Here is a 20,512-nt window from a genome sequence, read left to right as displayed (position 1 = left end):
CCGGATGTCTGCCGATCTGCCATAATCGCGTGCTACGCTCTCTGTCGATGTCCGGCCACCGGCCGCATCGCGGTGGTGGTCCGACGACGTTCGAGGAGCGGAACGTCATGGAGCAACCTGTCTCGCAGCACTCCATGCCCGAGGCGTTCGCCGGGCTGCGCGCCGTGCAGCTCGCGGCGATGGACGAGTTGCGCCACGCCCAGGCGCGCGCGCTCGATATGTTCGGCTACCAGCCGCATGAGACCCCCTATGAGGTGATCGCGACGGGCCCGCATTGGCGGCTCCGCCGCTATGCCGGCGGGTCCGACGGGCCTGCCCTGCTCTTCGTGCCGGCACCGATCAAGCGCCCCTATGTCTGGGACCTGACGCCGCAGGTGAGCCCGGTGCGCTTCTGCCTCGACCACGGCTTTGCGGTGCATCTCGTCGAATGGGAGCCGCCACGCAGCGGCGACGCGCCGGCCGGCATCGCCGCCTATGTGCTGGCGCTGCTCTCCGCCGCCCGCCTCATCGCGGCCGAACGCGCCGGCGCGGTGCCGGTGATCGCCGGACATTCACTTGGCGGCACGCTCGCCGCCCTCGCCTGTACCCTCGAGCCTCCCCGCTTCGCCGGGCTGGTGCTGCTCGGCGCCCCTCTTTGCTTCGAGGCCGGCTCCAGCCCGTTCCGCGACGTCGTGGTGGCGCAGAAATCCGAGACGCCTGAGGACAGCCCGGTGGCCGGCTCGCTGCTGTCACAGGGCTGCGCCCTGCTGTCGCCGAGCACCTTCGTGTGGTCGCGCTGGCTCGACGCCGCGCTGAGCCTTGCCGACCCGGCGGCGTTCGACATCCACGTCCACGTCGAACGCTGGGCGCTGGACGAGGTGCCCCTCCCCGGCCGGCTGGTGCACGAGATCGTCCGCTGGCTCTACCGGGAGGATCGGTTCCGCCGCGGGCGGATCGAACTCGGCGGCCGCAGGCTCGGTCCGCAGCAATTGCGCCTGCCGGTGCTCGCCCTCGTCAATCCGGCGGATGAGATCGGTCCGCGCACGGCGGTCGAGCCGTTCCTCGCCCGCATCGCGAGCGACGATACCCGCATCGTCGAGCACCCGCCGGAGGTCGGCGTCGGCCTCCAGCACCTCGCCATACTCGCCGGGCGGCGGGCGCATGCGGAAACCTGGCCGGAGATCGCCAACTGGATCGACGCCCGCGCCGGCCGGATCAGGCCGGCACCTTCAACCCTCCGGCAATAAGCTTCGCCCAGACATCCTCGGCGGTGTCGGCGAACTCGAACAGGCCGCACTCGTCCTCGTCGATCATGCCGTTGTCGACCAGCGCGCGGAAATTGATCACCGAGCGCCAATAGGCCTCGTCGAACAGCACGATGCCGACCGGCTGCGCCTTGTTCGTCGCCCGCAGGTTGAGGATCTCGAACAATTCGTCGAGCGTGCCGAAGCCGCCGGGAAACACCACCAGCGCGCTCGCCCGCATGGCGAGGTGCATCTTGCGCATCGCGAAATAGTGGAAGCGGAAGGTGAGCTGCGGCGTGGTGTAGGGATTGGGGGCCTGCTCGTGCGGCAGGCTGATGTTGAACCCGATGCTCGGCGCCGCCGCCTCGAAGGCACCGCGATTGGCCGCCTCCATCAGCCCCGGCCCGCCGCCGGTGGCGATCACGTTGTCGCGCACGCCGTGGTCGCCGAGCCCGAGCGCGCCGCCACGCTCCGACGCGATCCGCCCGAAGGCCCGCGCCTGTTCGTAGAGGACAGGCTGGCGTCCCGGCCCGTCCTCCCGCACCCGCGCCGAGCCGAACACCACCACGGTCGAGCGGATCCGCCACCGCCGCAGCTCTTCCTCGGCCTTGGCGTATTCGAGCAGGAAGCGCACGCCGCGCATCGAATCGCCGAGCAGGAAGTCCTGGTCGAGGGCGGGAAGCCGATAGCTCGGCAGTTGTGTCCGGTCGTCACTCACGTCGGTTTTTCTCCTCCGGCGCCGTCCGCGCCATGGTCCGCTCCGCGTCCGCACCGTGCTTGGTAGGACGATTTGCCGGCGATTGCAGCCACCGACTGCGCCGGCGGCCGGAACGGCACCGCCCGTCATCCGGCCGATGCCGCGATGACGCCTTCTCCTCATGTGATGGAGGGTCTGCCCTGCCGGCTTCGTGATCGCGATCGCCCGGCCATGGCACACATCGACCTTGCCGCAGCGCGTGAGGCTCCTACATCAGCGCGCGAGCCGCAAATGGCCGCCAGAGGTACCAAGACACATGCCGTCGCGTTCCGTCCGCTTCGATCCCGCCACCATCAAGCTGCTCGACAGGTGCATGACGAAGGCACAGCAGATCGCCCAGGCGATGGAGACCGGCCCGGTCAGTCCGGATATTCGTCACCGGCTGGCCTCGGCGCTGATCGAGGCCTTCGGCCGTGGCGAGAAGGACGAGGCCAATCTGGTGGAGTTCGCGCTGCGGGTGCTGCCGGCCTATCGGGAGCGCCCGCTCAATCCGTGACGGCCGCCGATCCGGTGGCGCGCCGGCACACCTCAGCAAGGAGCCCGCGCGGCAAGGCGCACAGGCGGGAGGCGGAAGGGGCGTCGCGCGCCCCTCCCGCGCGCTGCCGGCTCAGTACGGCCGGACGATGGACGAGATGATCCCCGACGTGATGCCGATCAGCAGATATTCGTTGTTCACCCGCACCCAGTTATAGCCGCGCGGCGGCGGGGCGAGGCGATAGCGCCCGTAGTCCCGCACGACGTTGTGCCGGTAATTGGGCGGCAGCTGCCTGCCACGGGACCACTGCGAATGATGCGGCGCGGGCTTGGCCACCTGCGGCCGGTGGGGCTGCGGCTTGCTCGTGTGCGGACGGGTGGGCTGAGGCTTTGCCTGATTGGGCTTCTGCCCCTGCGAGGCGTTCGGGCGCGGCGGCGGAGCATTCTGGGCGAGCGCCACAGATGTTCCTAGCATCGACAGGATGGAGGCAAGGATAATGGCGCGCTTCATGATGCCTACTCCTTCATTTGGCATTCGTCTGTAGCCAGTTATGAAGCGCAGAATGGTACTTCCGTCATGAATGGCACGTGAACATCTACCTAAACAATTGGTAATGATTTACGCCAGGTAATATGCACCCGTAGAATAAACCTGAAACTACGATCTAATTTTTCCTTGATGTTCTTCCGACGGATCGGCGTCGCATCTTCCGAACGGCCGCCCTCGACGGTCGAAACGGACGGTCGCCTTGCAAACTCGGAAGCCTAGCCCGCCACCCGCGCTAGCGCGAGCCCAGCAGCTTGTACGCAACATTCTCAAGATGAACGCGCATGAGTCTCTCGGCATTGGCCGGATTGCGGTCGGCAATCGCCGTCACGATGTTCTCGTGCTCCTGGAACTCGGTGCGCCCCGGCTGCGGCCCGTCCGGATCGGCGCGGAAACGCCCCCACGCCACGGCCCGTCGCACGGTGTTCAGCGTGTCGAACATCACCAGCAGCAGCGGGTTGCGGGCGGATTCGGCGATGGCCCGGTGCAGGCGATTGTCCCAGTGCTCGGCGCGGCGCCATGAGGTGACCTCTCGGCCGCGCGACAGGCACAGCCGCATCTCGGCGATATTCGCCGAGGTGGCGTTGGCCGCCGCCTCGCGGGCCATCATCGGCTCGAACAGGATCCGCGCCCGCATCACCTCCGCCGGACTGGTCAGGTGCGCCAGACTGACGACCTCCGCCGGTCCCTCGGCTTGTCGGGGGCCGATGAAGGTGCCCTTGCCGACATGGCGCCAGACCTGGCCGTCGGCCTCGGCGATGGCGAGTGCCTTGCGCAGTTCGCCGCGCGACACGCCCAGGAGGTCGCACAGCTCACGCTCTGGTGGCAGGCGCTGATTGGCAACCAATTCCGATTGGGCAAGGAAAGCCTGCAACTGCGTATAGGCTGCGAGCTCCCTGCCGGACTGAATTTCGGCAGCACCTGCCACGTCCGCAAAATCCATCGCTCTCCTCATGTCGAAGCGTGCGGACCAATCGACATCAATGGTGATGGCGAGTGCCCCAGAATGTGTCAAGCGCAAAAAATATTCCCCTCACGGAGAATGGCGCTTGCAAACCAATTTACAATAGGTCCTTAATTGGTCAAACGATTGGTTAAGCCCGATACGAACAACCCCGGCCCGGCACGCACGGCACGGGGATGTTTGATGAAGGCTTGATCGCCGGAGCGACGCCGTCGTTCCGGCTAGTCGACCAATAACGGCACGGCCCCGAAGCGGCCGGCCATGTGCCTCATTTCAGTGAAAAAGGGAGACTTCCATGATTGTCGGCATCGATCACATCGAGATCATCGTTCGCGATGTGAAAGAATACGTCGAATTCTATCAGAAGCTTGGATTCAAGCTGCTGAACTGGACCGATCATCATGGCGGATCGGCCGAACTCCAGCTGCCGGGCGACAACCAGCCGATCTTCGAGATTCACCAATTGCTGACCGAGGAAAACCCCGGCATCAACCACATCTCCTTCAAGGTGCGGGACATCGACGGCACCCACGCCGATCTGGTGGACAAGGGGATCAGCTTCTACCGCGACGTGCACCCCTCCCCGTCCACCGGGCGCAAGAACGCGCTGCTGCGCGATCCCGACGGCTGGCGCCTGCAGCTGAGCGACGAGAAGCGGGTCGAGCACACCCAGCACGAGACGATCTGAGCGCCTTCGACGGCGACCTGCCGACGCGGAGGAGCCAAGGCCCCTCCGCCCCCTGAACCGCCGCTTGCCGAAATGGGGGAGTCGTGTCCGAAGACGTCCTAAGTGTCCGCAACCTTCACACCCACTTTCGCACCGAAGACGGCGTGGTGAAGTCGGTTCGCGGCGTCGACCTCGACATCGGCCCCGGCGAGGTTGTCGGATTGGTCGGCGAATCCGGCTCGGGAAAAAGCGTGACGGCGCATTCCATCATGCGCCTCATCCCCTCCTCCGGCAGCATCGTGCAGGGCGAGATCCTGTTCGAGGGCGAAGATCTCGCACGGGCCTCGGTGCGGCAGATGCAGAAGGTGCGGGGCAACCGCATCGCCATGATCTTCCAGGAGCCGATGACCTCGCTGAACCCGGTGCTGCGCATCGGCGACCAGGTCTCCGACGTGCTGCGCCTGCATCGGGGGCTGTCGAAGGCCCAGGCCCTCAGCGAGGCGAAGGACCTGCTCGGCCGCGTCGGCATTCCCGATCCGAAGGCGCGCCTCGCCAATTTCCCCCACGAGCTGAGCGGCGGCCAGCGCCAGCGGGTGATGATCGCCACCGCCCTCGCCTGCCGCCCGAAACTCATCATCGCCGACGAGCCCACCACCGCGCTCGACGTCACCATCCAGGCGCAGATTCTCGACCTGCTGATCGATCTCAAGCGCGATTTCGGCTGCTCGGTGCTGCTGATCACCCATGATCTCGGCGTCATCTCGGAAACCGCCGACCGCGTCGCGGTGATGTATGCCGGCCAGATCGCCGAGGTCGCCGAGGTCGCCACGCTGTTCGACGAACCGCTGCACCCCTACACGCTCGGCCTGATGCGCTCGGTGCCGAAGCTCGACGAGGACCTGCCCGAGGATCGCCTGCTGCCGGTGATCGGCGGCGGCGTCCCCAATCTCGCGGAGCTCCCTGCCGGATGCGCGTTCCAGACCCGCTGCCCGCACGTGCGGGCGCGCTGCCGGGCCGAGGAGCCGCCGCTGCGCGAAGTCCGTACCGCTCACAAGGTCAGGTGCTGGCTCTATGACGCGTGATCCTGCTCCCCTGTCGACCGCGCCGCACGCGGCGGACCTCGCGCAAGCGGACGACATGCCGCTGCTGCGCCTTGTCGACGTCCGGAAGTATTTCCCCGGCCGCCGCGCCTTCCTGCGCTCCGATGCGGCGGCGGTGAAGGCGGTGGACGGCGTGTCGCTGTCGGTCCGGCGCGGCGAGACGCTGGGACTGGTCGGCGAGTCCGGCTGCGGCAAGAGCACGCTCGGACGCTGCATCCTGCACCTTGCGCCGCCGACCGGCGGGCAGGTGCTGTTCGACGGACAGGACCTCGCCACGCTGTCGGCCCAGGAGATGCGCCAGCGCCGCCGCGAGATGCAGATCGTCTTCCAGGATCCCTACTCCGCGCTCAACCCGCGCAAGACGGTCGGCTCGATCCTGACCGAAGCCTACCGCATCCACGGCCTCTACACGCCATCCGAGCGGATGGACAAGGCGCGCGCCCTGCTCGACATGGTCGGGCTGCGCACCGAGCACATCCACCGCTACCCGCACGAGTTCAGCGGCGGCCAGCGCCAGCGCATCTGCATCGCCCGCGCCATCGCGCTCGATCCCAAGCTGATCGTTGCCGACGAGGCGGTGTCCGCCCTCGACGTCTCCGTGCAGGCGCAGGTGCTGAACCTGATGGTGACGCTGCAGAAGCGCCTGGGGCTCACCTATGTGTTCATCTCCCACGATCTGCGGGTGGTCCGCCACATCAGCGACCGGGTCGGGGTGATGTATCTCGGCCGCCTGGTGGAACTCAGCGACACCGCCTCGCTCTACCGGCGCCCGCTGCATCCCTATTCGGAGGCGCTGCTCTCGGCGCTGCCGCGCCTCGGCCCGCGCACCGGCGGCAAGCGCATCGTGCTCAAGGGCGACATGCCCTCGCCGGTGAACCCGCCCAGCGGCTGCGCCTTCCATCCACGCTGCCCGCAGCGGCGCGACCGCTGCGCGATCGAGGCCCCCGACTTGCGGGAGCACGCGCCCGGCCGGCTGGCCGCCTGCCACTACCCGCTTCTCGACGTGCCCGCCTCCGGGGAGGACGCCGCGCAAGAGGGCGCCGCCCGGAGCAATGCCTCCAAGGACAACAACATCTTCCAGAGAACAGGGTCGGTTCCATGACATCCATGACGATGGAAAGCTTGCGACGCGGCGCGCTCGGCGCCTGCATCGCTCTCGTCTCGCTGGTCTTGACGGCCGGCCCGGGCTCGACGGCGCCGCCCGGCGGCAAGGATGGCGGCACCATGGTGGTCGCCCTGCCGGGTGATCCGCCGGTCATCAATTCGGCGATCACCACGGACATCTCGTCGAGCAACATCTCGGGACAGGTCTACAGCACGCTCGTCCGCCTCGACGCCAACGGCAAGGTGCTGCCCTCGCTCGCCAAGTCCTGGGACATCTCGCCGGACGGGCTGACCTATACCTTCCATCTTTATGACGGCATCAAGTGGCATGACGGCGCGCCGTTCAGCGCCGAGGACGTCGCCTGGAGCCTGTGGAACGTCAACAAGAAGTATAACGGCCCGTCCTCCGGCCTGCTGGCGCCGGTGGAAGAGATCGTCGCCGCCGATCCCAGCACGGTCGTGTTCAAGCTGAAATACCCCTCGCCGCCGCTGCTGCGCGGGCTCGCCTATTTCAACTCGTCGACCATCGTGCCCAAGCACATCTTCGACAACGGCCAGGACCCGCGGAACAACCCCGCCAACCTGAAGCCGATCGGCACCGGCCCCTTCGTGTTCAAGGAATACAAGAAGGGCAGCCACATCATTCTCGAGAAGAACCCGAACTACCATCTCGCGGGCCTGCCCTATCTCGACCGCGTGGTGTTCCAGATCATCCCGAACGAGGGCGCGCGCTCCATCGCACTGGAGAAGGGCGACATCGACTTCATCCCCTATTACGCCATGCCGCTCGGACAGACCGAGGGGCTGCGCAAGAACGACAAGCTGGTCGTGACCTTCGCCAAGCGGATGATCGCCGGCGAGTACATGGCGTTCCTCAATACCCGCGAGGGCCCGCTTGCCAAGAAGGAGGTACGCCAGGCGCTGTATTACGCGATGAACCGCAAGGCCATGCTCGACAAGGCCGGCTTCGGCTACGGCAAGGTGGCGGTCGGCCCGGTCTCCTCCGAGCAGCCGATCTTCTACACCCAGGACGTGCGGCAATACGACTACGACCCCGCCCTCGCCAACAAGATGCTGGACGAGGCCGGCTTTCCGCGCGGCGCCGACGGCAAGCGCTTCAAGCTGCGCGTCAGCTTCGACGTCAAGGAAGGCCCGATGGACGACGTGGCGCGGCTGATGCGCCTGAACTTCGCCGCCGTCGGCGTCGATCTCGAGATCATGGGCATGGATAGCGGCGCCTGGCGCGACACGGCCTTCAAGGACTGGAACTTCGACATCACCATGGGCAGCTTCTCGACCGGCCCGGACCCGGCGGTCGGTGTCGAGCGCATCTATGTCTGCCGCAACATCGAGCGGCTGATGGCCCGCAACGCCTCGGGCTACTGCAACCCGTCGCTGGACGAGATCTTCGACAAGGCCGGCCGGGAAGGTGACGAGGCCAAGCGCGTCGAGCTCTATCGCCAGGCGCAGAAGATCCTGGTCGAGGACGCCCCGCACTGGTGGCTGTGGGACCGCTACTACCCCATCGCCTTCAGCTCGAAGATCGACGGACTGCTTGAGGACCCGACCGGCTACGGCGCCTTCGACGTCGTCTATTGGAAGAACTGAACAGCCGACGCTGGCGGGCGCGGAATGCTCGCGCCCGCTTCATCGCTCCGCCCGTCCGTTCCCCGGAGAACCGCCATGCTGATGAAACGCCGTTCGCTCGTGATGGCCGCCGCGCTCTGCGCCCTCGGCTCCACCGCCGCCTTCGCCCAGGGCAAGCCGATCCGCACCTTCGTGGTCGGCATTCCCGGCGACCTCGCCGTGATCAACTCGACCATCACCACCGACATCTCGTCGAGCATCGTCGGCGGGCAGGTCTACAGCACCGTCGTCCGCCTCGACAAGGACGGCAACGTCGTCCCCTCGCTGGCGAAATCATGGGAGATCACTCCCGACGGCCTCACCTATACCTTCCACTTCTATGACGACATCAAGTGGCACGACGGCGTGCCCTTCACCGCCGAGGACGTCGCCTGGAGCCTGTGGAACGTCAACAAGAAGTATAACGGCCCGGCGGCGGGCCTGCTGGAGGCGGTGGAGTCGATCACCGCGCCGGACAAGACGACGGCGGTGTTCAAGCTGAAATACCCCTACCCGCCGCTGCTGCGCGGCCTCGCCTATTTCAACTCGTCGACCATCGTCTCCAAGCACATCTTCGACGACGGCCAGGACCCAAGGAAGAACCCGTCCAACCTGAAGCCGGTCGGCACCGGCCCCTTCCTGTTCAAGGAATACAAGAAGGGCAGCTACATCGCGCTGGAGAAGAACCCGGCCTATCACGTCGAGGGACAGCCGCATATCGACCGGCTGGTGTTCCAGATCATCCCCAACGAGGCCTCGCGCGGCATCGCCATCGAGAAGGGCGACATCGACTTCATCACCTACAACTCGATGCCGCTCGGCGAGGTCGACCGGCTGAAGCTGGCGAAGAACGTCACCGTCGCCTTCCAGAAGCGGGTGATCGCCGGCCAGTACCAAGCGTTCCTCAACACCCGCAAGGGTCCGCTCGCCAAGAAGGAAGTGCGCCAGGCGCTCTATTACGCGATGGACCGCAACGCCATGCTGGACAAGGCCGGCTTCGGCTTCGGCAAGGTCGCGAAGGGCGGGCCGATCTCCTCGGAGCAGCCGATCTTCTATACCGAGAATGTGCGGCAATATGATTTCGACCCCGCCCTCGCCAACAAGATGCTGGACGAGGCCGGCTTCCCGCGCGGTGCCGACGGCAAGAGGTTCGCGCTGCGCGTGAGCTACTCGCTGGCGGAAGGCCCGCTGAACGACGTGGCGCGGCTGATGCGCTCCAACTTCGCCGCGGTCGGCGTCGATCTCATCGACCAGGGCATGGATGCCGGCGCCTGGCGCGACAGCGCCTTCGTCAAATGGGATTTCGACATCACCATGGGCTCGTTCGCCAGCGGCCCGGATCCGGCGATCGGCGCCCAAACCTTCTTCCTGTGCTCGCGCATCGAGCCGCTGTTCGGCCGCAACGCCTCGGGCTACTGCAACCCCAAGGTCGACGAGCTGCTGAACACCGCTTCCCAGGAGCTCGACGAGGCTAAGCGGGTGCAGCTCTATCATCAGGCGTCCGCCATCATCACCGAGGACGCGCCGCACTGGTGGCTGTGGGACCGCTACTATCCCATCGCCTTCAACGCCAATGTGGTCGGCATCACCGACGACGTGACGGGCTACGGCACGCTCGACCAGATTTCCGCGAAATGAGCGTCACGGTTCCGGCGCCGGACGGGAGTAGAGTATGAGCCTGCTGATCTTCGTCATCCGACGGCTGATCTATACCGTGCCGCTGCTGGTCTGCGCGGTAACGGTGATCTTCATACTCGTGCATTCGGCGCCGGGTAATCCGATCGACTACATCATCGGCGAGGCGGGCGCCGACAGCGAGCTGGTGGCGCGGCTACGGGCCGAGATGGGACTGGACCAGCCGATGCTGGTGCAGCTCTGGCGTTACGTGCTGCAGGTGCTGAGCGGCAATCTCGGCTACTCGCTGGTGTCGAGCGCCCCGGTGCTCGACCTCATCCTCGAACGCTTTCCCGCCACCCTGCTGCTGATGGCGAGCCAGTACACGCTGTCCGCCGTCATCGGCGTGCTGCTCGGCGTGCTGGCGGCGCGGCGGCCGAACTCCGCCCTCGACACCACCCTCACCCTCCTGTCGCTGACCAGCTTCTCGCTGCCGATCTTCTGGCTCGGCCAGATGATGATCCTGGCCTTCGGCTATCACCTCGACTGGTTCCCGATCCAGGGCATGAGCAATCTGCGCGAGGGCTACACCGGCTGGCGCTACGCGCTCGACGTCGCCTACCACATGGTGCTGCCGGTGGTGACGCTGACCATCTTCAATCTCGGCCTCATCATGCGCCTCACCCGCGCCAGCATGCTGCAGGTGGTCGGGCAGGACTTCGTGAAGGTCGCCTATGCCAAGGGGCATTCGGAGCGCACCGTGCTGCTGCACCATGCGCTGCGCAACGCCCTGCTGCCGGTGGTGACGGTGGTGGGACTGGAGATCCCCGGCCTCATCGCCGGCGCCGTGCTCGCCGAAACCGTGTTCGCCTGGCCGGGGCTGGGACGGCTGACCTTCGATGCCATCTCCGCGCGGGACTATCCGCTGCTGATGGGCATGTTCATCTTCATCTCCTTCTTCGTGATCGTGGCCAATCTGCTCGTCGACATCATCTACGGGCTGCTCGATCCCCGCATCCGCTATCAATGAGAGCGCCATGTCGATGAGCGTCCCCGTAACGACCAGCCCGCCCCTCACGCCGGGGCGGCGCGCCTGGCGGCGGCTGCGCCGCCAGAAGGCGGCGGTGTTCGGCATGAGCGTCACGGCGGTGTTCCTGTTCACCGCGATCTTCGCGCCGTGGCTCGCCCCCTATGGCCTGCTCGACATCGGCGATTCCTTCGTGCCGCCCTCGCCCGAGCACTGGCTCGGCACCGACAGCCTCGGCAGCGACGTCCTGTCCAACATCATCTACGGCGCGCGGACCTCGCTGATCGTCGGGGTGTTCGCCATGGCCACCTCCTCGGTCATCGGCATCACGCTCGGGAGCATTGCCGGCTATTTCGGCGGCTGGGTCGACGATGCGCTGATGCGGCTGACCGAGCTGTTCCAGATTCTGCCGCAGTTCTTCCTGGCCATCGTCATCGTGGCGCTGTTCGGCTCCAGCATCTGGAACATCGTGCTGGTCATCGGGATCCTGGCCTGGCCGGTCACCGCCCGCCTGATCCGCGCCGAGTTCCTCACCCTGAAGCGGCGCGATTTCGTGGAGGCGGCGCGCAGCCTCGGCATGTCGGACCGCGACATCATCATCCGCGAGATCCTGCCCAACGCGCTGCCGCCGATCATCGTCAACGGCACACTGCAGATTTCCGGCGCCATCCTTTTGGAGACCAGCCTCGCCTTCCTCGGCCTCGGCGACCCCAACATCATGAGCTGGGGCACCATGCTTCACAATGCGCAGGAGTTCTTCAACCGCGCCTGGTGGATGGCGGCCTTCCCCGGCTTCGCGCTGTTCCTCGCCACGCTCAGCCTCAATCTCATCGGCGACGCGCTAAACGACGTCCTCAACCCGAAGCGGTAGGCGAACGGCGTGCACGCGACGGATCGACTCGTCGCCCCGAACCGCTCACCATGCACGCTCGTGCCAGATCGACGACCGGGGTGCAGGGATGCGGCGGCCAGGCGGGTTCGATCCGATCTTGTGGTCATCCTGCCTGGCCATGCTGGCGGTGGGAGCCAACAGCACGGCGATCATGGCCGCCTTGCCGCTCATGCGGAGCGAGCTGTCGCTGACGCCGGCCGGCGTGCAATGGGCGGTGAATGCGTATCTGCTCATGTCCGCTGCCTGCGTCGTGCTCGGCGGCCGGGCGGCGGACCGCTTCACGGCGCGATGGAGCTCGATGGCCGGACTGGCGCTGTTCGGCCTCGCTTCCTGCATCATCGCCACCGCCGAGACGCAGGCGGTCCTTCTGGTCGGCCGTGCCCTGCAGGGCCTCGCAGCGGCATTCGCCGTGCCCGGCACGCTCGCGGCGATCAATGGCAGCGCCGCGCCGGAGCGCCGTGAAGCGGCCATAGGCGCCTGGACAGGGTTCCTGATGCTCGGCTTCAGCATCGGCCCGTTGCTCGGCGGCAGCCTGACCCATCTCGCCGGCTGGCGCATGGTGTTCTGGTTCAATGTCCCGCTGATCCTGGTCGCGCTGGCGGGATTCGTCCTCGTCGGAGGGGCCGGCACGCGGGCCGGGAAACAACCGGGCGGCCGGGCCGACGGGGCGGGTTTCGTCCTGCTCGCCCTGTTCATGGTCTCGGTAGTGTTCGGCCTTCACGCGCTGCCGCATGTCGCGACGGCGCCGCTGTCGGCCATCGGCCCGCTCGCCCTGGCGGTCGCCGCCTTGCTCCTGCTGCTGGTCGTGGAAGCCCGCGCCAGCGCGCCGATGGTGAATCTCGGCTTCTTCGCCGAACGTGGATTCTCGATCGGCATCACCATCGGGGCGCTGGCCATGCTGTGCATCATGAGCCTGCTGCTCTACTTCAACCTCTATGCGCAGAGCCCGCATGGCCTCGGCCTCACCGCGCTGGAGGCCGGAGCACTGTTGCTGCCGCTGGGAGCGGCGCTGCTGGCGCTCGCGCTGTCGGCTTCCGCCGTCTCGGCGCGGATGGGCCCGCGCAACGCGATCACCGCCGGCATGGCGATGGTGGTCGTAGCCTGCGCCCTCACCGCCGTTGCGGTCGTGCTGGCCGCGATTCCGCTGCTCGCGATCGGCTTCCTCATGATGGGCGCCGGCCTTGCCGTGCCCTACGCGCTGGCGCCGCGCCTGGCGCTGTCGGCGCTTCCTCCCTCGCAGGCCGGCCAGGGTGCCGGCATCGTCAATGCCAGCACGTTTCTCGGCGGCAGCGTCGGCGTGGCGGCAGGCGCGATAGCCTTCACGATGGCGGGTTTCATCGGCGTCCTGGCGATGATGGCACTTGCCGGAGCGATCGGCATGGCGCTTGGCCGCCGCATTCCATAAGCGACATGAGGCACACGGCAGGGAACGTGCGAACCGTCCGCCACGCGCAACGGCCAGGACGGCACAGCATCAACCTCGCTTCCCTACCGTCGAGGCAATATGGATAATAGTGACAAATTCGAATCGATTTGCCAGTATTATCTTCTGCGATGGGCACGAGGCGAGCATGTCTCTCGTCACCGTTCGATTGGTTGTCACGCCGCGCTGGTGGGCCGGTCCCGCCAACTGGCTGGCGTTCCGCTTGATGCGGGGCGGCTGGCCATGGGCGGCCGAGGAAGTCCTGCTCGCCAGCCACCGCTTTCGCGTCGAGCCCGACAAGGCGCTGGCGCGCCTGCCGCGACGCCCGGCCGGATCCGGATGCCCCACTCTGTCCGCCCCGCCATAGAGCCGGCGTGAAGAGCCAGCGTGACGCGTCGGGCAGGCGCGCTGAAGGCCCATCGACAAGCCCCTCACGCAACGCCCCGTCGCCCCGGCAATGTTCCGGTCGGCCGCCCGCATGAATCGGACGGCCCTCGGGAAGCCGATGGATCGTCCCGTCTCGGCGTTCGCCTATTTGCCGGAGAAGCCGCCGAGCATGTAGGATTCGTTGCCGATCTGCGTCACCCGTCCGGCGACCTTGTAGCTGTCGAGGTCGACCAGCCAGACGACGCCGCTGCCCGGCTTGCCCTTGGGCGCGCCACTGATCGCGACATATTTGCCGTTGCCGGCGAAGGCCACGCCGCGCGGCCGCGACGGTTCGCCGGTGGGGGTCTCCAGCGTGATGCGGGCCAGTTCCGCCGGCTGGCCCGACAGGGCCTTGGCGACATCGAGGATGGAGAGGTTGTTGGTACGGAAATTCGTCACCACGATGCGCTTGCCGTCCGGCGTGAAGGCCGCGACGAAGGGACGGGTCTGCACTTCCGGATTGCTGGTGCCGACCAGGATGCGCGCCGCCTCGCCCTTGCCGGGTTCGCGCAGGGCCTGCTCGACATCGATGATGGAGATGGTGTTGGCTTCCTTGCCGTCGCGCGCGCTCTCGCGGGAAGCCACCGCCACCAGCTTGCCGTCCGGGCTGGTGGTGATGCCGAATCCCCCGGCCTGAACCGGAATCCGCGCCACTTCCGCGTCGGCATCGCCCTTGAGAGCCTTGGGCAGGCTGATCACCGACACATCGTCTGTGCCGCCATTCGCAGTGAAGATGGTGCCGCCGCCGATCGGGCTGATCGTCACGCCATTGGTATCGGGGAAGCAGCCGAAAGCCGGATCCGGCGCCCGGTGGGGAATCGTCGCCGGCGGGCAGTCGTGGCCGGGCTTGCCATAGGCCTGCTCGACCTTGTGGATCACCTTGTTGGTGGCGAGATCGACGATGTTGATATGCCGGCCGCCATCCTCGTTTCCTGGTCCTTCGGCATGGGCGAGGATGCCGTATTTCTGGTCCGCCGACACCGCGAAGCCGGTGGCGCCGGAGCCTTCGGAATCGATGAAGGCGTCGACCGCCCCCAGCGTGCCGTTGTTCGCCGGGTCGAGTGCCTTCACCAGGTCGACCACCGTGACGGAGCCGGGATGGCCGTGCTGGAAGGCCGCCGCATCCTCCGGCTTCGACTTGCCGGAATGGTTGACGACATAGGCGCGCGTCTGGTCCGGCGTGATCGCGATGATGATCGGCTGGCCGCTGGCGATCGTGTCGAGCGTGCCGGTTCCCTTGCCGTCGATGTTGGGCGTGACCCGCAGACGGTTGATCACCGCGTTCGGCGTCCCGTCATTGGCCGGATCGATGGCTTTCTCGACATCGATCACGATGGCGGTGTTGTCCCACCGCCCTGTCGCGAGAATGTAGTCCTTGGCACTCACCTGTGTCGTCCCGGCTGCGAGGGCCGCAAGCACGGAAGCGCTTGCGAGGAAGGTTCTGGTCATGGCGTTTCCTCATGGATGAGGCAATGCCGTCCGTCCCGGTCCATTGGCTTGTGCGTGAGCATGCCGGGCGCATTGGCAGCATCCCTCGGTGACGGCCCGCGGCGTGCGGCGGACCTGCGTGTGACCTTGAGTCACAAATGAATTCTGCATTCATTATTCATTTTAGACAAGATCGAACATCCCCGCGCGCGGCTGCCGCCTCGCATGCCGGTCGCGGCCCGCCCGTGTTACGAAATCGACCGTTAGCGTCACCTAAGGGAAGTAACTCCTCCGGAGCGATAATTGCCCTCCTGCCCGCCCCCCTTTAGGTTGCCGGCGAAGGCCGGCACTGATGCCCGAGCCCGCGCGAAAGGACCACCGGATGGCTGTCGAAGCCGCTGCCGATACTGCCTCCCACGCCGCCGCCCACGGCTTCGACCTGTTGCCGGTCGTTGTGCTGCTGGCGTCCGCAGTGGTGGCCGTGCCCCTGTTCAAGCGCCTGGGCCTCGGGTCGGTGCTGGGCTACCTGGCGGCCGGCCTCGTCATCGGCCCGTTCGGCTTCGGCGTATTCTCCGATCCGCAATCGATCCTGCACGTCGCCGAGCTCGGCGTCGTCATGTTCCTGTTCATCATCGGCCTGGAGATGCAGCCCTCGCGCCTGTGGGCCATGCGCGGCGAGATCTTCGGCCTCGGCCTCGCCCAGGTCGGCGCCTGCGCCGCGTTGCTGACCTGCGTCGGCCTCGCGCTCGGCTATCCGCTGGTGCCGAGCTTCGTCTCCGGCACCGGCTTCGTGCTCACCTCCACCGCCATCGTCATGCAGGTGCTGGAGGAACGCCGGTCGCTCGCCTTGCCCAAGGGGCGGCGCATCGTCGCCATCCTGCTGCTGGAAGACCTCGCCATCGTGCCGTTGCTGGCGCTGGTGGCCTTCCTCGCTCCGGGCGGCAACGAGGTGACGCTCGCCGAGCGGTTCACCGGCATCGCCATCGGCCTCGGCTCCATCCTCGCCCTCGTGCTGGCCGGGCGCTACCTGCTCGACCCGATGTTCCGCATCCTCGGCAAGGCCAAGGCGCGCGAGGTGATGACGGCGGCGGCGCTGTTCGTGGTGCTCGGCGCCGCGCTCGCCATGCAGCTCGGCGGGCTGTCCATGGCGATGGGCGCCTTCCTCGCCGGCGTGCTGCTGTCCGAGAGCTCGTTCCGCCATCAGCTGGAGGCCGATATCGAGCCGTTCCGCGGCGTGCTGCTCGGCCTGTTCTTCCTCGGGGTGGGCATGGCGCTCGATCTCGCGGTGATCGGCGCCAACTGGCAGCTGATCGCGATCTGCGTCGTCGGCTACATGATCCTGAAGACGCTGGCCATCTACGCGGTGGCACGCCTGTTCGGCGCCGACAACCGGGAGGCGTTCGAACGCGCGGTGCTGATGGCGCAGGGCGGCGAGTTCGCCTTCGTTCTCTATGCGGCGGCCACCACGGTCGGCATCCTCACCACCGAGGAGAACGCGATCCTCACCGCCACCATCATCGTCTCCATGGCGCTGACGCCGCTCATGATCATCGCCCATGACCGACTGCTGCCCAAGCCGCAGCCTTCCATGGACGGCGTCGAGATCGCGGAGAATCTTTCCGCCACGGTGCTGATGATCGGCTTCGGTCGCTTCGGCCAGATCGTCAGCCAGCCATTGCTGGCGGCCGGCCGCTCGGTCTCGCTCATCGAGGCCGACCCGGAGCTCATCCGCGTCTCGCGGGACTTCGGCTTCAAGGTCTATTACGGCGACGGCACGCGCCTCGACATCCTGCACGCGGCCGGCGCTCACGACGCCCGCCTGATCATCGTGGCGGTGAACGATGGCCCGACCGCGGTGAAGATCACCGAGCTCATCAAGGCCGAGTTTCCCCTGGTGCCGGTGCTCGCGCGCGCCATCGACCGCGAGAACGCGGCCGAGCTCATCCATGTCGGCGCCGACTTCCAGATCCGCGAAACCTTCGAATCCGCCCTTGTCATGGGTGGGCAGGCGCTCGCCATGATGGATGTGGAGGAAACCGAACGCAGCCGGATCATCGCCGATGTGCGTCGCCGCGATGCCGAGCGGCTCGATATCGAGCTCACCGGCGGCCTCTACGACACCTCCGCGCGCAGCCTCATCCTCGGCAACCTGCCCTTGAAGCCGGCCATCGCCGACGCGACGCCCCACCTGCCGACGGCCGCCGCGGGCGAGGCCGCGGGATGACGCCTGCCATCGCGGCACAGATCGCGTCCGTCTGCGGCTTCTGGCGGCAGGCCGGCTCACGCGATCTGTGGTTCGAGAAGGACGTCGCCTTCGACGCCGCGTTCCGCGACGGCTTCCTCGAGCTGCACATGCAGGCCGCCGCCCGCCGCCATGATGACTGGATGGCGAGCGCCGAGGGCGCGCTGGCACTGCTGATCCTGACCGACCAGTTCCCGCGCAACGCCTTTCGCGGCACCGGCCACATGTACGCCACCGATCCGCTGGCGCGGCATTATGCGCGGCAGGCGCAGGCCGCCGGCTACATGCAAAGCGTGGAGCCGGACATCCGGCTGTTCTTCCTGCTGCCCTTCGCGCATTCGGAGGATCTCGCCGACCAGGACCTCTCCGTGACGCTCACCCGGCCGCTCGGCGACCCGTGGATCGCCCATGCCGAGGACCACCGCGCCATCATCCGCCGCTTCGGCCGCTTCCCCCACCGCAACCCCATGCTTGGCCGCGAGACGACGCCGGAAGAAGCCGCCTTCCTCGCCGCCGGCGGCTTCGCCGGCTGAACGACGCGCGGCCATCGCTCCCTGTGCGCCGGCATTGGTTGCCGGGCACCGCAGCTCCCTTGTCTCCCTCCCCGCTCTTGACTCCACCGCCGGAACGGGGTGAGTGTATAGAACAAAAAGGGAACAAAAATGAGTACGACACCGGCTATCTCCGCGCTGCGGGGAATGCTCGCCGGCCTTGAGGCGGAGCGGCTTCCCGGCGGCACCCAGTTCTTCCATCTCGGCGCCCCGCGCGCGGATGCCACGCTCGGCGGCCCGCTCGCCTGCGGTGCGCTGCATGAGATATTCGCCGCCGAGGCTGGCGACATGGCCGCCGCGGCCGGCTTCGCGCTGGCGCTGGCGCTGCGCGCCGCCGCCGGCCGCCCCGCCGGAGAGACGCGCCCGCTTTTGTGGGTGCGGCAGGAGACCGTCGATGCCGAGGCCGGGCGTCTCGCGGCGGACGGGCTACTTACGCTGGGGATCGACCCGGCGCGGCTGCTGCTGGTGCGGGCGCCCGGCGCCGAGGCGGCGCTGCGGGCGGCGGACGATGCGGCACGCTGCGCGGCGCTCGGCGCGGTGATCCTGGAACCCTGGGGCGAGCCGAAGGCGCTCGATCTCACCGCCACGCGCCGCCTGTCGCTGCGGGCCGGCGAGTCCGGCGTCCCCCTGCTGATGCTGCGCCCGAGCGGCCGGCCGGGCCCCAGCGCCGGCGCCACGCGCTGGCGGATACGCGCGGCCCCCTCGCGCGCCCTGGCGGGCGAGGCGCCGGGCGCGCCCGGCTTTCTCGTCGAGCTCTTGCGTCATCGTGCCGGCCATGCCGGCGGCTCCTGGCATCTGGAGTGGAATCATGAGACCCGTTCCTTCCACGACGACGTCGCGCTACCTCGCTTTGTGGTTCCCGTTCCTGTCCGCCGAGAGACTGGACAGGCAGCGACTGGAACGACAGCCCTCCGCGAGTCCGCGCGCCAGCTCCCCTTCCGCCGCGCCGGCTGAAGGCGGGCCGACGGGCGCCGCCGGCCCGCTCGTCTTTGCCGAGCGGACGACCGGCGGACTGCGGCTCGCCGCGCTGTCGCGGGCAGCGCGCGCGGCCGGGCTTGAGCCCGGGCTCACCCTTGCCGATGCGCGGGCGCGCCTGCCGGATCTCGATGTCGTCGCCTTCGATCCGCTGGCCGACGCCGCCTTCCTCAACCGGGTGGCGGATGATTGCGACCGCTGGACGCCGCTGGTGGCGCTCGACGCACCGGACGGGTTGGTGCTGGACATCAGCGGCTGCGCACATCTGTTCGGCGGCGAGGTGGCGCTGCGCACGCGCCTGCTCGCGCATCTGAAGCGGCACGGCCTCACCGCCTATGCCGTGGTGGCGAGCACGCCGGACGCCGCCCGCGCCCCGGTCCGCTGCGGGCTCGGCGGCCTCATCGCGCCCGGCGAGGAGGCGAGGCGGCTCTCCGGCCTGCCGGTCGCGGCCCTTGGGCTGGCGCCGGCGACGGCGAGCGGGCTCTCCCGCGCCGGGCTGAAGACGCTTGGCGATCTCGCCGGACGGCCCGCCACCCCGCTCGCGGCGCGTTTCGGCGAGGAGATGCTGGTCAAGCTGCGGCGCACCCTCGGCCTTGAGGATGCGCGCATCGTGCCGCGCCGGCCGCTGCCCGATTGCATCGCCGAACGACGCTTCGCCGAGCCGATTGCCCGCGAGTGCGACATAGAGGGCTCGCTCGCCCTGCTGGTGGGCGAAGTCGGGCGGATGCTGGAGGCCCGCGGCGAGGGCGGACGCGCCTTCGAGGCTTCGTTCTTCCGCACCGACGGCGCGGTACGCCGCCTCACGGTGGAGACCGCCCGCCCCTCGCGCGACGGCGCCTCGCTCGCCCGGCTGTTCCGCGAGAAACTGGACAGCCTCGCCGATCCGCTCGATCCCGGCTTCGGCTTCGATCTCGTCCGCCTCGCCGTGCTGCGTGCCGAGCCGCTCGCTGCCGCCCAGATCGGCCTCGACGGCCGCATCAACGAGGATGAGGAGATCGCCGCTCTCGTCGATCGGCTGACCACTAGGCTGGGGCGCGAGCGCGTGCTGCGCTTCATGCTGCGCGACACCCACAATCCCTCGCGCGCCGGCGCCCTTGTGCCGGCGATCGACGGCCCGGCCGCGCCCTCGCCGGCGGAAGCGGAGGCGGAAACCTTGCCCCGCCCGATCACGCTGTTCGAACCGCCGCAGCCGATCGAGGCACTGGCGGAGGTACCGGACGGCCCGCCGTTGCGCTTCCGCTGGCGGCGCGTCCTGCATGAAGTCGCCCGCGCCGAAGGTCCCGAGCGCATCGCGCCGGAATGGTGGCGCCTGCTCGCGGCGCCGACGGCACCGGAAGGCGCGCGCACGCGCGACTATTACCGGGTGGAGAACCGCGAGGGCCGGCGCTTCTGGCTGTTCCGCGCCGGCCTCTATGAGCGCGGCGGCGGCACGCCGCGCTGGTTCCTGCACGGCCTGTTCCCGTGAGGAGGCC

Annotated in this window: 19 protein-coding genes; 15 read left to right on the top strand and 4 right to left on the bottom strand. The window is 67.9% G+C overall.

Annotated elements, in window-relative coordinates; genetic code table 11:
- Window positions 1-107: 107 nt before the first annotated feature.
- Window positions 108-1,226 carry a polyhydroxyalkanoate synthase family protein gene (locus KHC28_RS16655; RefSeq protein ID WP_246564918.1) on the top strand — a complete coding sequence of 373 codons (1,119 nt, stop codon included), beginning with the start codon at window positions 108-110 and terminating at the stop codon, window positions 1,224-1,226.
- Here the strand turns inward: KHC28_RS16655 and KHC28_RS16650 are convergent.
- Window positions 1,195-1,866 (bottom strand): LOG family protein, encoded by a 672-nt coding sequence (locus tag KHC28_RS16650; RefSeq protein WP_246564983.1) that lies wholly within the window; start codon window positions 1,864-1,866, stop codon window positions 1,195-1,197. The two genes, KHC28_RS16655 and KHC28_RS16650, sit on opposite strands and share 32 nt — an antisense overlap.
- A gap of 370 nt (window positions 1,867-2,236) precedes the next feature.
- Between KHC28_RS16650 and KHC28_RS16645 the strand changes: the two genes are divergently transcribed.
- Window positions 2,237-2,476 carry a hypothetical protein gene (locus tag KHC28_RS16645; protein ID WP_214009470.1) on the top strand — a complete coding sequence of 80 codons (240 nt, stop codon included), beginning with the start codon at window positions 2,237-2,239 and terminating at the stop codon, window positions 2,474-2,476.
- Window positions 2,477-2,587: 111 nt separating this feature from the next.
- Here the strand turns inward: KHC28_RS16645 and KHC28_RS16640 are convergent, their stop codons facing one another.
- The gene (locus KHC28_RS16640) at window positions 2,588-2,965 is read right to left on the bottom strand and encodes an RcnB family protein (RefSeq protein ID WP_246564916.1); all 378 of its coding nucleotides are present in this window, start codon (window positions 2,963-2,965) and stop codon (window positions 2,588-2,590) included.
- Between the two features lie 271 nt (window positions 2,966-3,236).
- A complete protein-coding gene (locus tag KHC28_RS16635) occupies window positions 3,237-4,022 on the bottom strand; it encodes a FadR/GntR family transcriptional regulator (RefSeq protein ID WP_246564915.1) in 786 nt (261 codons plus the stop codon).
- Window positions 4,023-4,260: 238 nt separating this feature from the next.
- Between KHC28_RS16635 and KHC28_RS16630 the strand changes: the two genes are divergently transcribed.
- The 9 genes from KHC28_RS16630 (at window position 4,261) to KHC28_RS16590 (ending at window position 13,785) form a co-directional block, all read left to right on the top strand.
- Window positions 4,261-4,653, top strand: a complete 393-nt coding sequence (locus KHC28_RS16630) for a VOC family protein (protein WP_214009469.1) — start codon at window positions 4,261-4,263, stop codon at window positions 4,651-4,653.
- An 83-nt stretch (window positions 4,654-4,736) separates the two neighbouring features.
- Window positions 4,737-5,714: an ABC transporter ATP-binding protein gene (locus KHC28_RS16625; RefSeq protein WP_214009468.1), complete on the top strand. Its 978-nt coding sequence runs from the start codon at window positions 4,737-4,739 to the stop codon at window positions 5,712-5,714.
- A 55-nt stretch (window positions 5,715-5,769) separates the two neighbouring features.
- Window positions 5,770-6,834, top strand: coding sequence for an ABC transporter ATP-binding protein (locus tag KHC28_RS16620; RefSeq protein WP_214009944.1), 1,065 nt, complete (start codon window positions 5,770-5,772; stop codon window positions 6,832-6,834).
- Entirely contained in the window at window positions 6,831-8,444 is a 1,614-nt protein-coding gene (locus KHC28_RS16615; protein WP_214009467.1) for an ABC transporter substrate-binding protein, read from the top strand. Before KHC28_RS16620 ends, KHC28_RS16615 begins: the two co-directional genes overlap by 4 nt.
- 75 nt (window positions 8,445-8,519) lie before the next feature.
- Window positions 8,520-10,100, top strand: a complete 1,581-nt coding sequence (locus KHC28_RS16610; RefSeq protein ID WP_214009466.1) for an ABC transporter substrate-binding protein — start codon at window positions 8,520-8,522, stop codon at window positions 10,098-10,100.
- A gap of 34 nt (window positions 10,101-10,134) precedes the next feature.
- The gene (locus tag KHC28_RS16605; RefSeq protein WP_214009465.1) at window positions 10,135-11,106 is read left to right on the top strand and encodes an ABC transporter permease; all 972 of its coding nucleotides are present in this window, start codon (window positions 10,135-10,137) and stop codon (window positions 11,104-11,106) included.
- A gap of 7 nt (window positions 11,107-11,113) precedes the next feature.
- Window positions 11,114-11,974, top strand: coding sequence for an ABC transporter permease (locus KHC28_RS16600; RefSeq protein ID WP_214009464.1), 861 nt, complete (start codon window positions 11,114-11,116; stop codon window positions 11,972-11,974).
- Window positions 11,975-12,092: 118 nt separating this feature from the next.
- Window positions 12,093-13,400: an MFS transporter gene (locus KHC28_RS16595; RefSeq protein ID WP_214009463.1), complete on the top strand. Its 1,308-nt coding sequence runs from the start codon at window positions 12,093-12,095 to the stop codon at window positions 13,398-13,400.
- A gap of 166 nt (window positions 13,401-13,566) precedes the next feature.
- Window positions 13,567-13,785 (top strand): hypothetical protein, encoded by a 219-nt coding sequence (locus tag KHC28_RS16590; protein WP_214009462.1) that lies wholly within the window; start codon window positions 13,567-13,569, stop codon window positions 13,783-13,785.
- Window positions 13,786-13,949: 164 nt separating this feature from the next.
- On the opposite strand, the gene KHC28_RS16585 is transcribed toward KHC28_RS16590, so the two are convergent.
- On the bottom strand, window positions 13,950-15,293 hold the full coding sequence (locus KHC28_RS16585; RefSeq protein WP_214009461.1) for a YncE family protein: 1,344 nt from the start codon (window positions 15,291-15,293) through the stop codon (window positions 13,950-13,952).
- A gap of 361 nt (window positions 15,294-15,654) precedes the next feature.
- On the opposite strand from KHC28_RS16585, the gene KHC28_RS16580 reads away from it, so the two are divergent.
- The 4 genes from KHC28_RS16580 (at window position 15,655) to KHC28_RS16570 (ending at window position 20,505) form a co-directional block, all read left to right on the top strand.
- Window positions 15,655-17,496: a monovalent cation:proton antiporter-2 (CPA2) family protein gene (locus tag KHC28_RS16580; protein WP_214009460.1), complete on the top strand. Its 1,842-nt coding sequence runs from the start codon at window positions 15,655-15,657 to the stop codon at window positions 17,494-17,496.
- Window positions 17,493-18,047: a DUF924 family protein gene (locus tag KHC28_RS16575; RefSeq protein ID WP_214009459.1), complete on the top strand. Its 555-nt coding sequence runs from the start codon at window positions 17,493-17,495 to the stop codon at window positions 18,045-18,047. The genes KHC28_RS16580 and KHC28_RS16575 overlap by 4 nt, the downstream gene beginning before the upstream one ends.
- Before the next feature lie 129 nt (window positions 18,048-18,176).
- A complete protein-coding gene (locus KHC28_RS27475) occupies window positions 18,177-19,019 on the top strand; it encodes an ImuA family protein (RefSeq protein WP_246564914.1) in 843 nt (280 codons plus the stop codon).
- Window positions 18,916-20,505: a Y-family DNA polymerase gene (locus KHC28_RS16570; RefSeq protein WP_246564982.1), complete on the top strand. Its 1,590-nt coding sequence runs from the start codon at window positions 18,916-18,918 to the stop codon at window positions 20,503-20,505. The genes KHC28_RS27475 and KHC28_RS16570 overlap by 104 nt, the downstream gene beginning before the upstream one ends.
- Window positions 20,506-20,512 lie beyond the last annotated feature (7 nt).

The organism is Ancylobacter sonchi, from assembly GCF_018390695.1.
GTDB lineage: Bacteria > Pseudomonadota > Alphaproteobacteria > Rhizobiales > Xanthobacteraceae > Ancylobacter > Ancylobacter sonchi.
Note: the sequence above shows the minus strand (reverse complement) of the source record. Positions and strands in the feature narration are given on the sequence as shown.

Bases quoted from the DNA above. Each gene is read 5' to 3' on its own strand.
- KHC28_RS16600 (WP_214009464.1), top strand. From the start codon at position 11,114: ATGTCGATGAGCGTCCCCGTAACGACCAGCCCGCCCCTCACGCCGGGG.
- KHC28_RS16610 (WP_214009466.1), top strand. From the start codon at position 8,520: ATGCTGATGAAACGCCGTTCGCTCGTGATGGCCGCCGCGCTCTGCGCC.
- KHC28_RS16580 (WP_214009460.1), top strand. From the start codon at position 15,655: ATGGCTGTCGAAGCCGCTGCCGATACTGCCTCCCACGCCGCCGCCCAC.
- KHC28_RS16585 (WP_214009461.1), bottom strand. From the start codon at position 15,293: ATGACCAGAACCTTCCTCGCAAGCGCTTCCGTGCTTGCGGCCCTCGCA.
- KHC28_RS16590 (WP_214009462.1), top strand. From the start codon at position 13,567: ATGTCTCTCGTCACCGTTCGATTGGTTGTCACGCCGCGCTGGTGGGCC.
- KHC28_RS16615 (WP_214009467.1), top strand. From the start codon at position 6,831: ATGACATCCATGACGATGGAAAGCTTGCGACGCGGCGCGCTCGGCGCC.
- KHC28_RS16640 (WP_246564916.1), bottom strand. From the start codon at position 2,965: ATGAAGCGCGCCATTATCCTTGCCTCCATCCTGTCGATGCTAGGAACA.
- KHC28_RS16650 (WP_246564983.1), bottom strand. From the start codon at position 1,866: ATGCGCGGCGTGCGCTTCCTGCTCGAATACGCCAAGGCCGAGGAAGAG.
- KHC28_RS27475 (WP_246564914.1), top strand. From the start codon at position 18,177: ATGAGTACGACACCGGCTATCTCCGCGCTGCGGGGAATGCTCGCCGGC.
- KHC28_RS16620 (WP_214009944.1), top strand. From the start codon at position 5,770: ATGCCGCTGCTGCGCCTTGTCGACGTCCGGAAGTATTTCCCCGGCCGC.
- KHC28_RS16605 (WP_214009465.1), top strand. From the start codon at position 10,135: ATGAGCCTGCTGATCTTCGTCATCCGACGGCTGATCTATACCGTGCCG.
- KHC28_RS16630 (WP_214009469.1), top strand. From the start codon at position 4,261: ATGATTGTCGGCATCGATCACATCGAGATCATCGTTCGCGATGTGAAA.
- KHC28_RS16645 (WP_214009470.1), top strand. From the start codon at position 2,237: ATGCCGTCGCGTTCCGTCCGCTTCGATCCCGCCACCATCAAGCTGCTC.
- KHC28_RS16575 (WP_214009459.1), top strand. From the start codon at position 17,493: ATGACGCCTGCCATCGCGGCACAGATCGCGTCCGTCTGCGGCTTCTGG.
- KHC28_RS16655 (WP_246564918.1), top strand. From the start codon at position 108: ATGGAGCAACCTGTCTCGCAGCACTCCATGCCCGAGGCGTTCGCCGGG.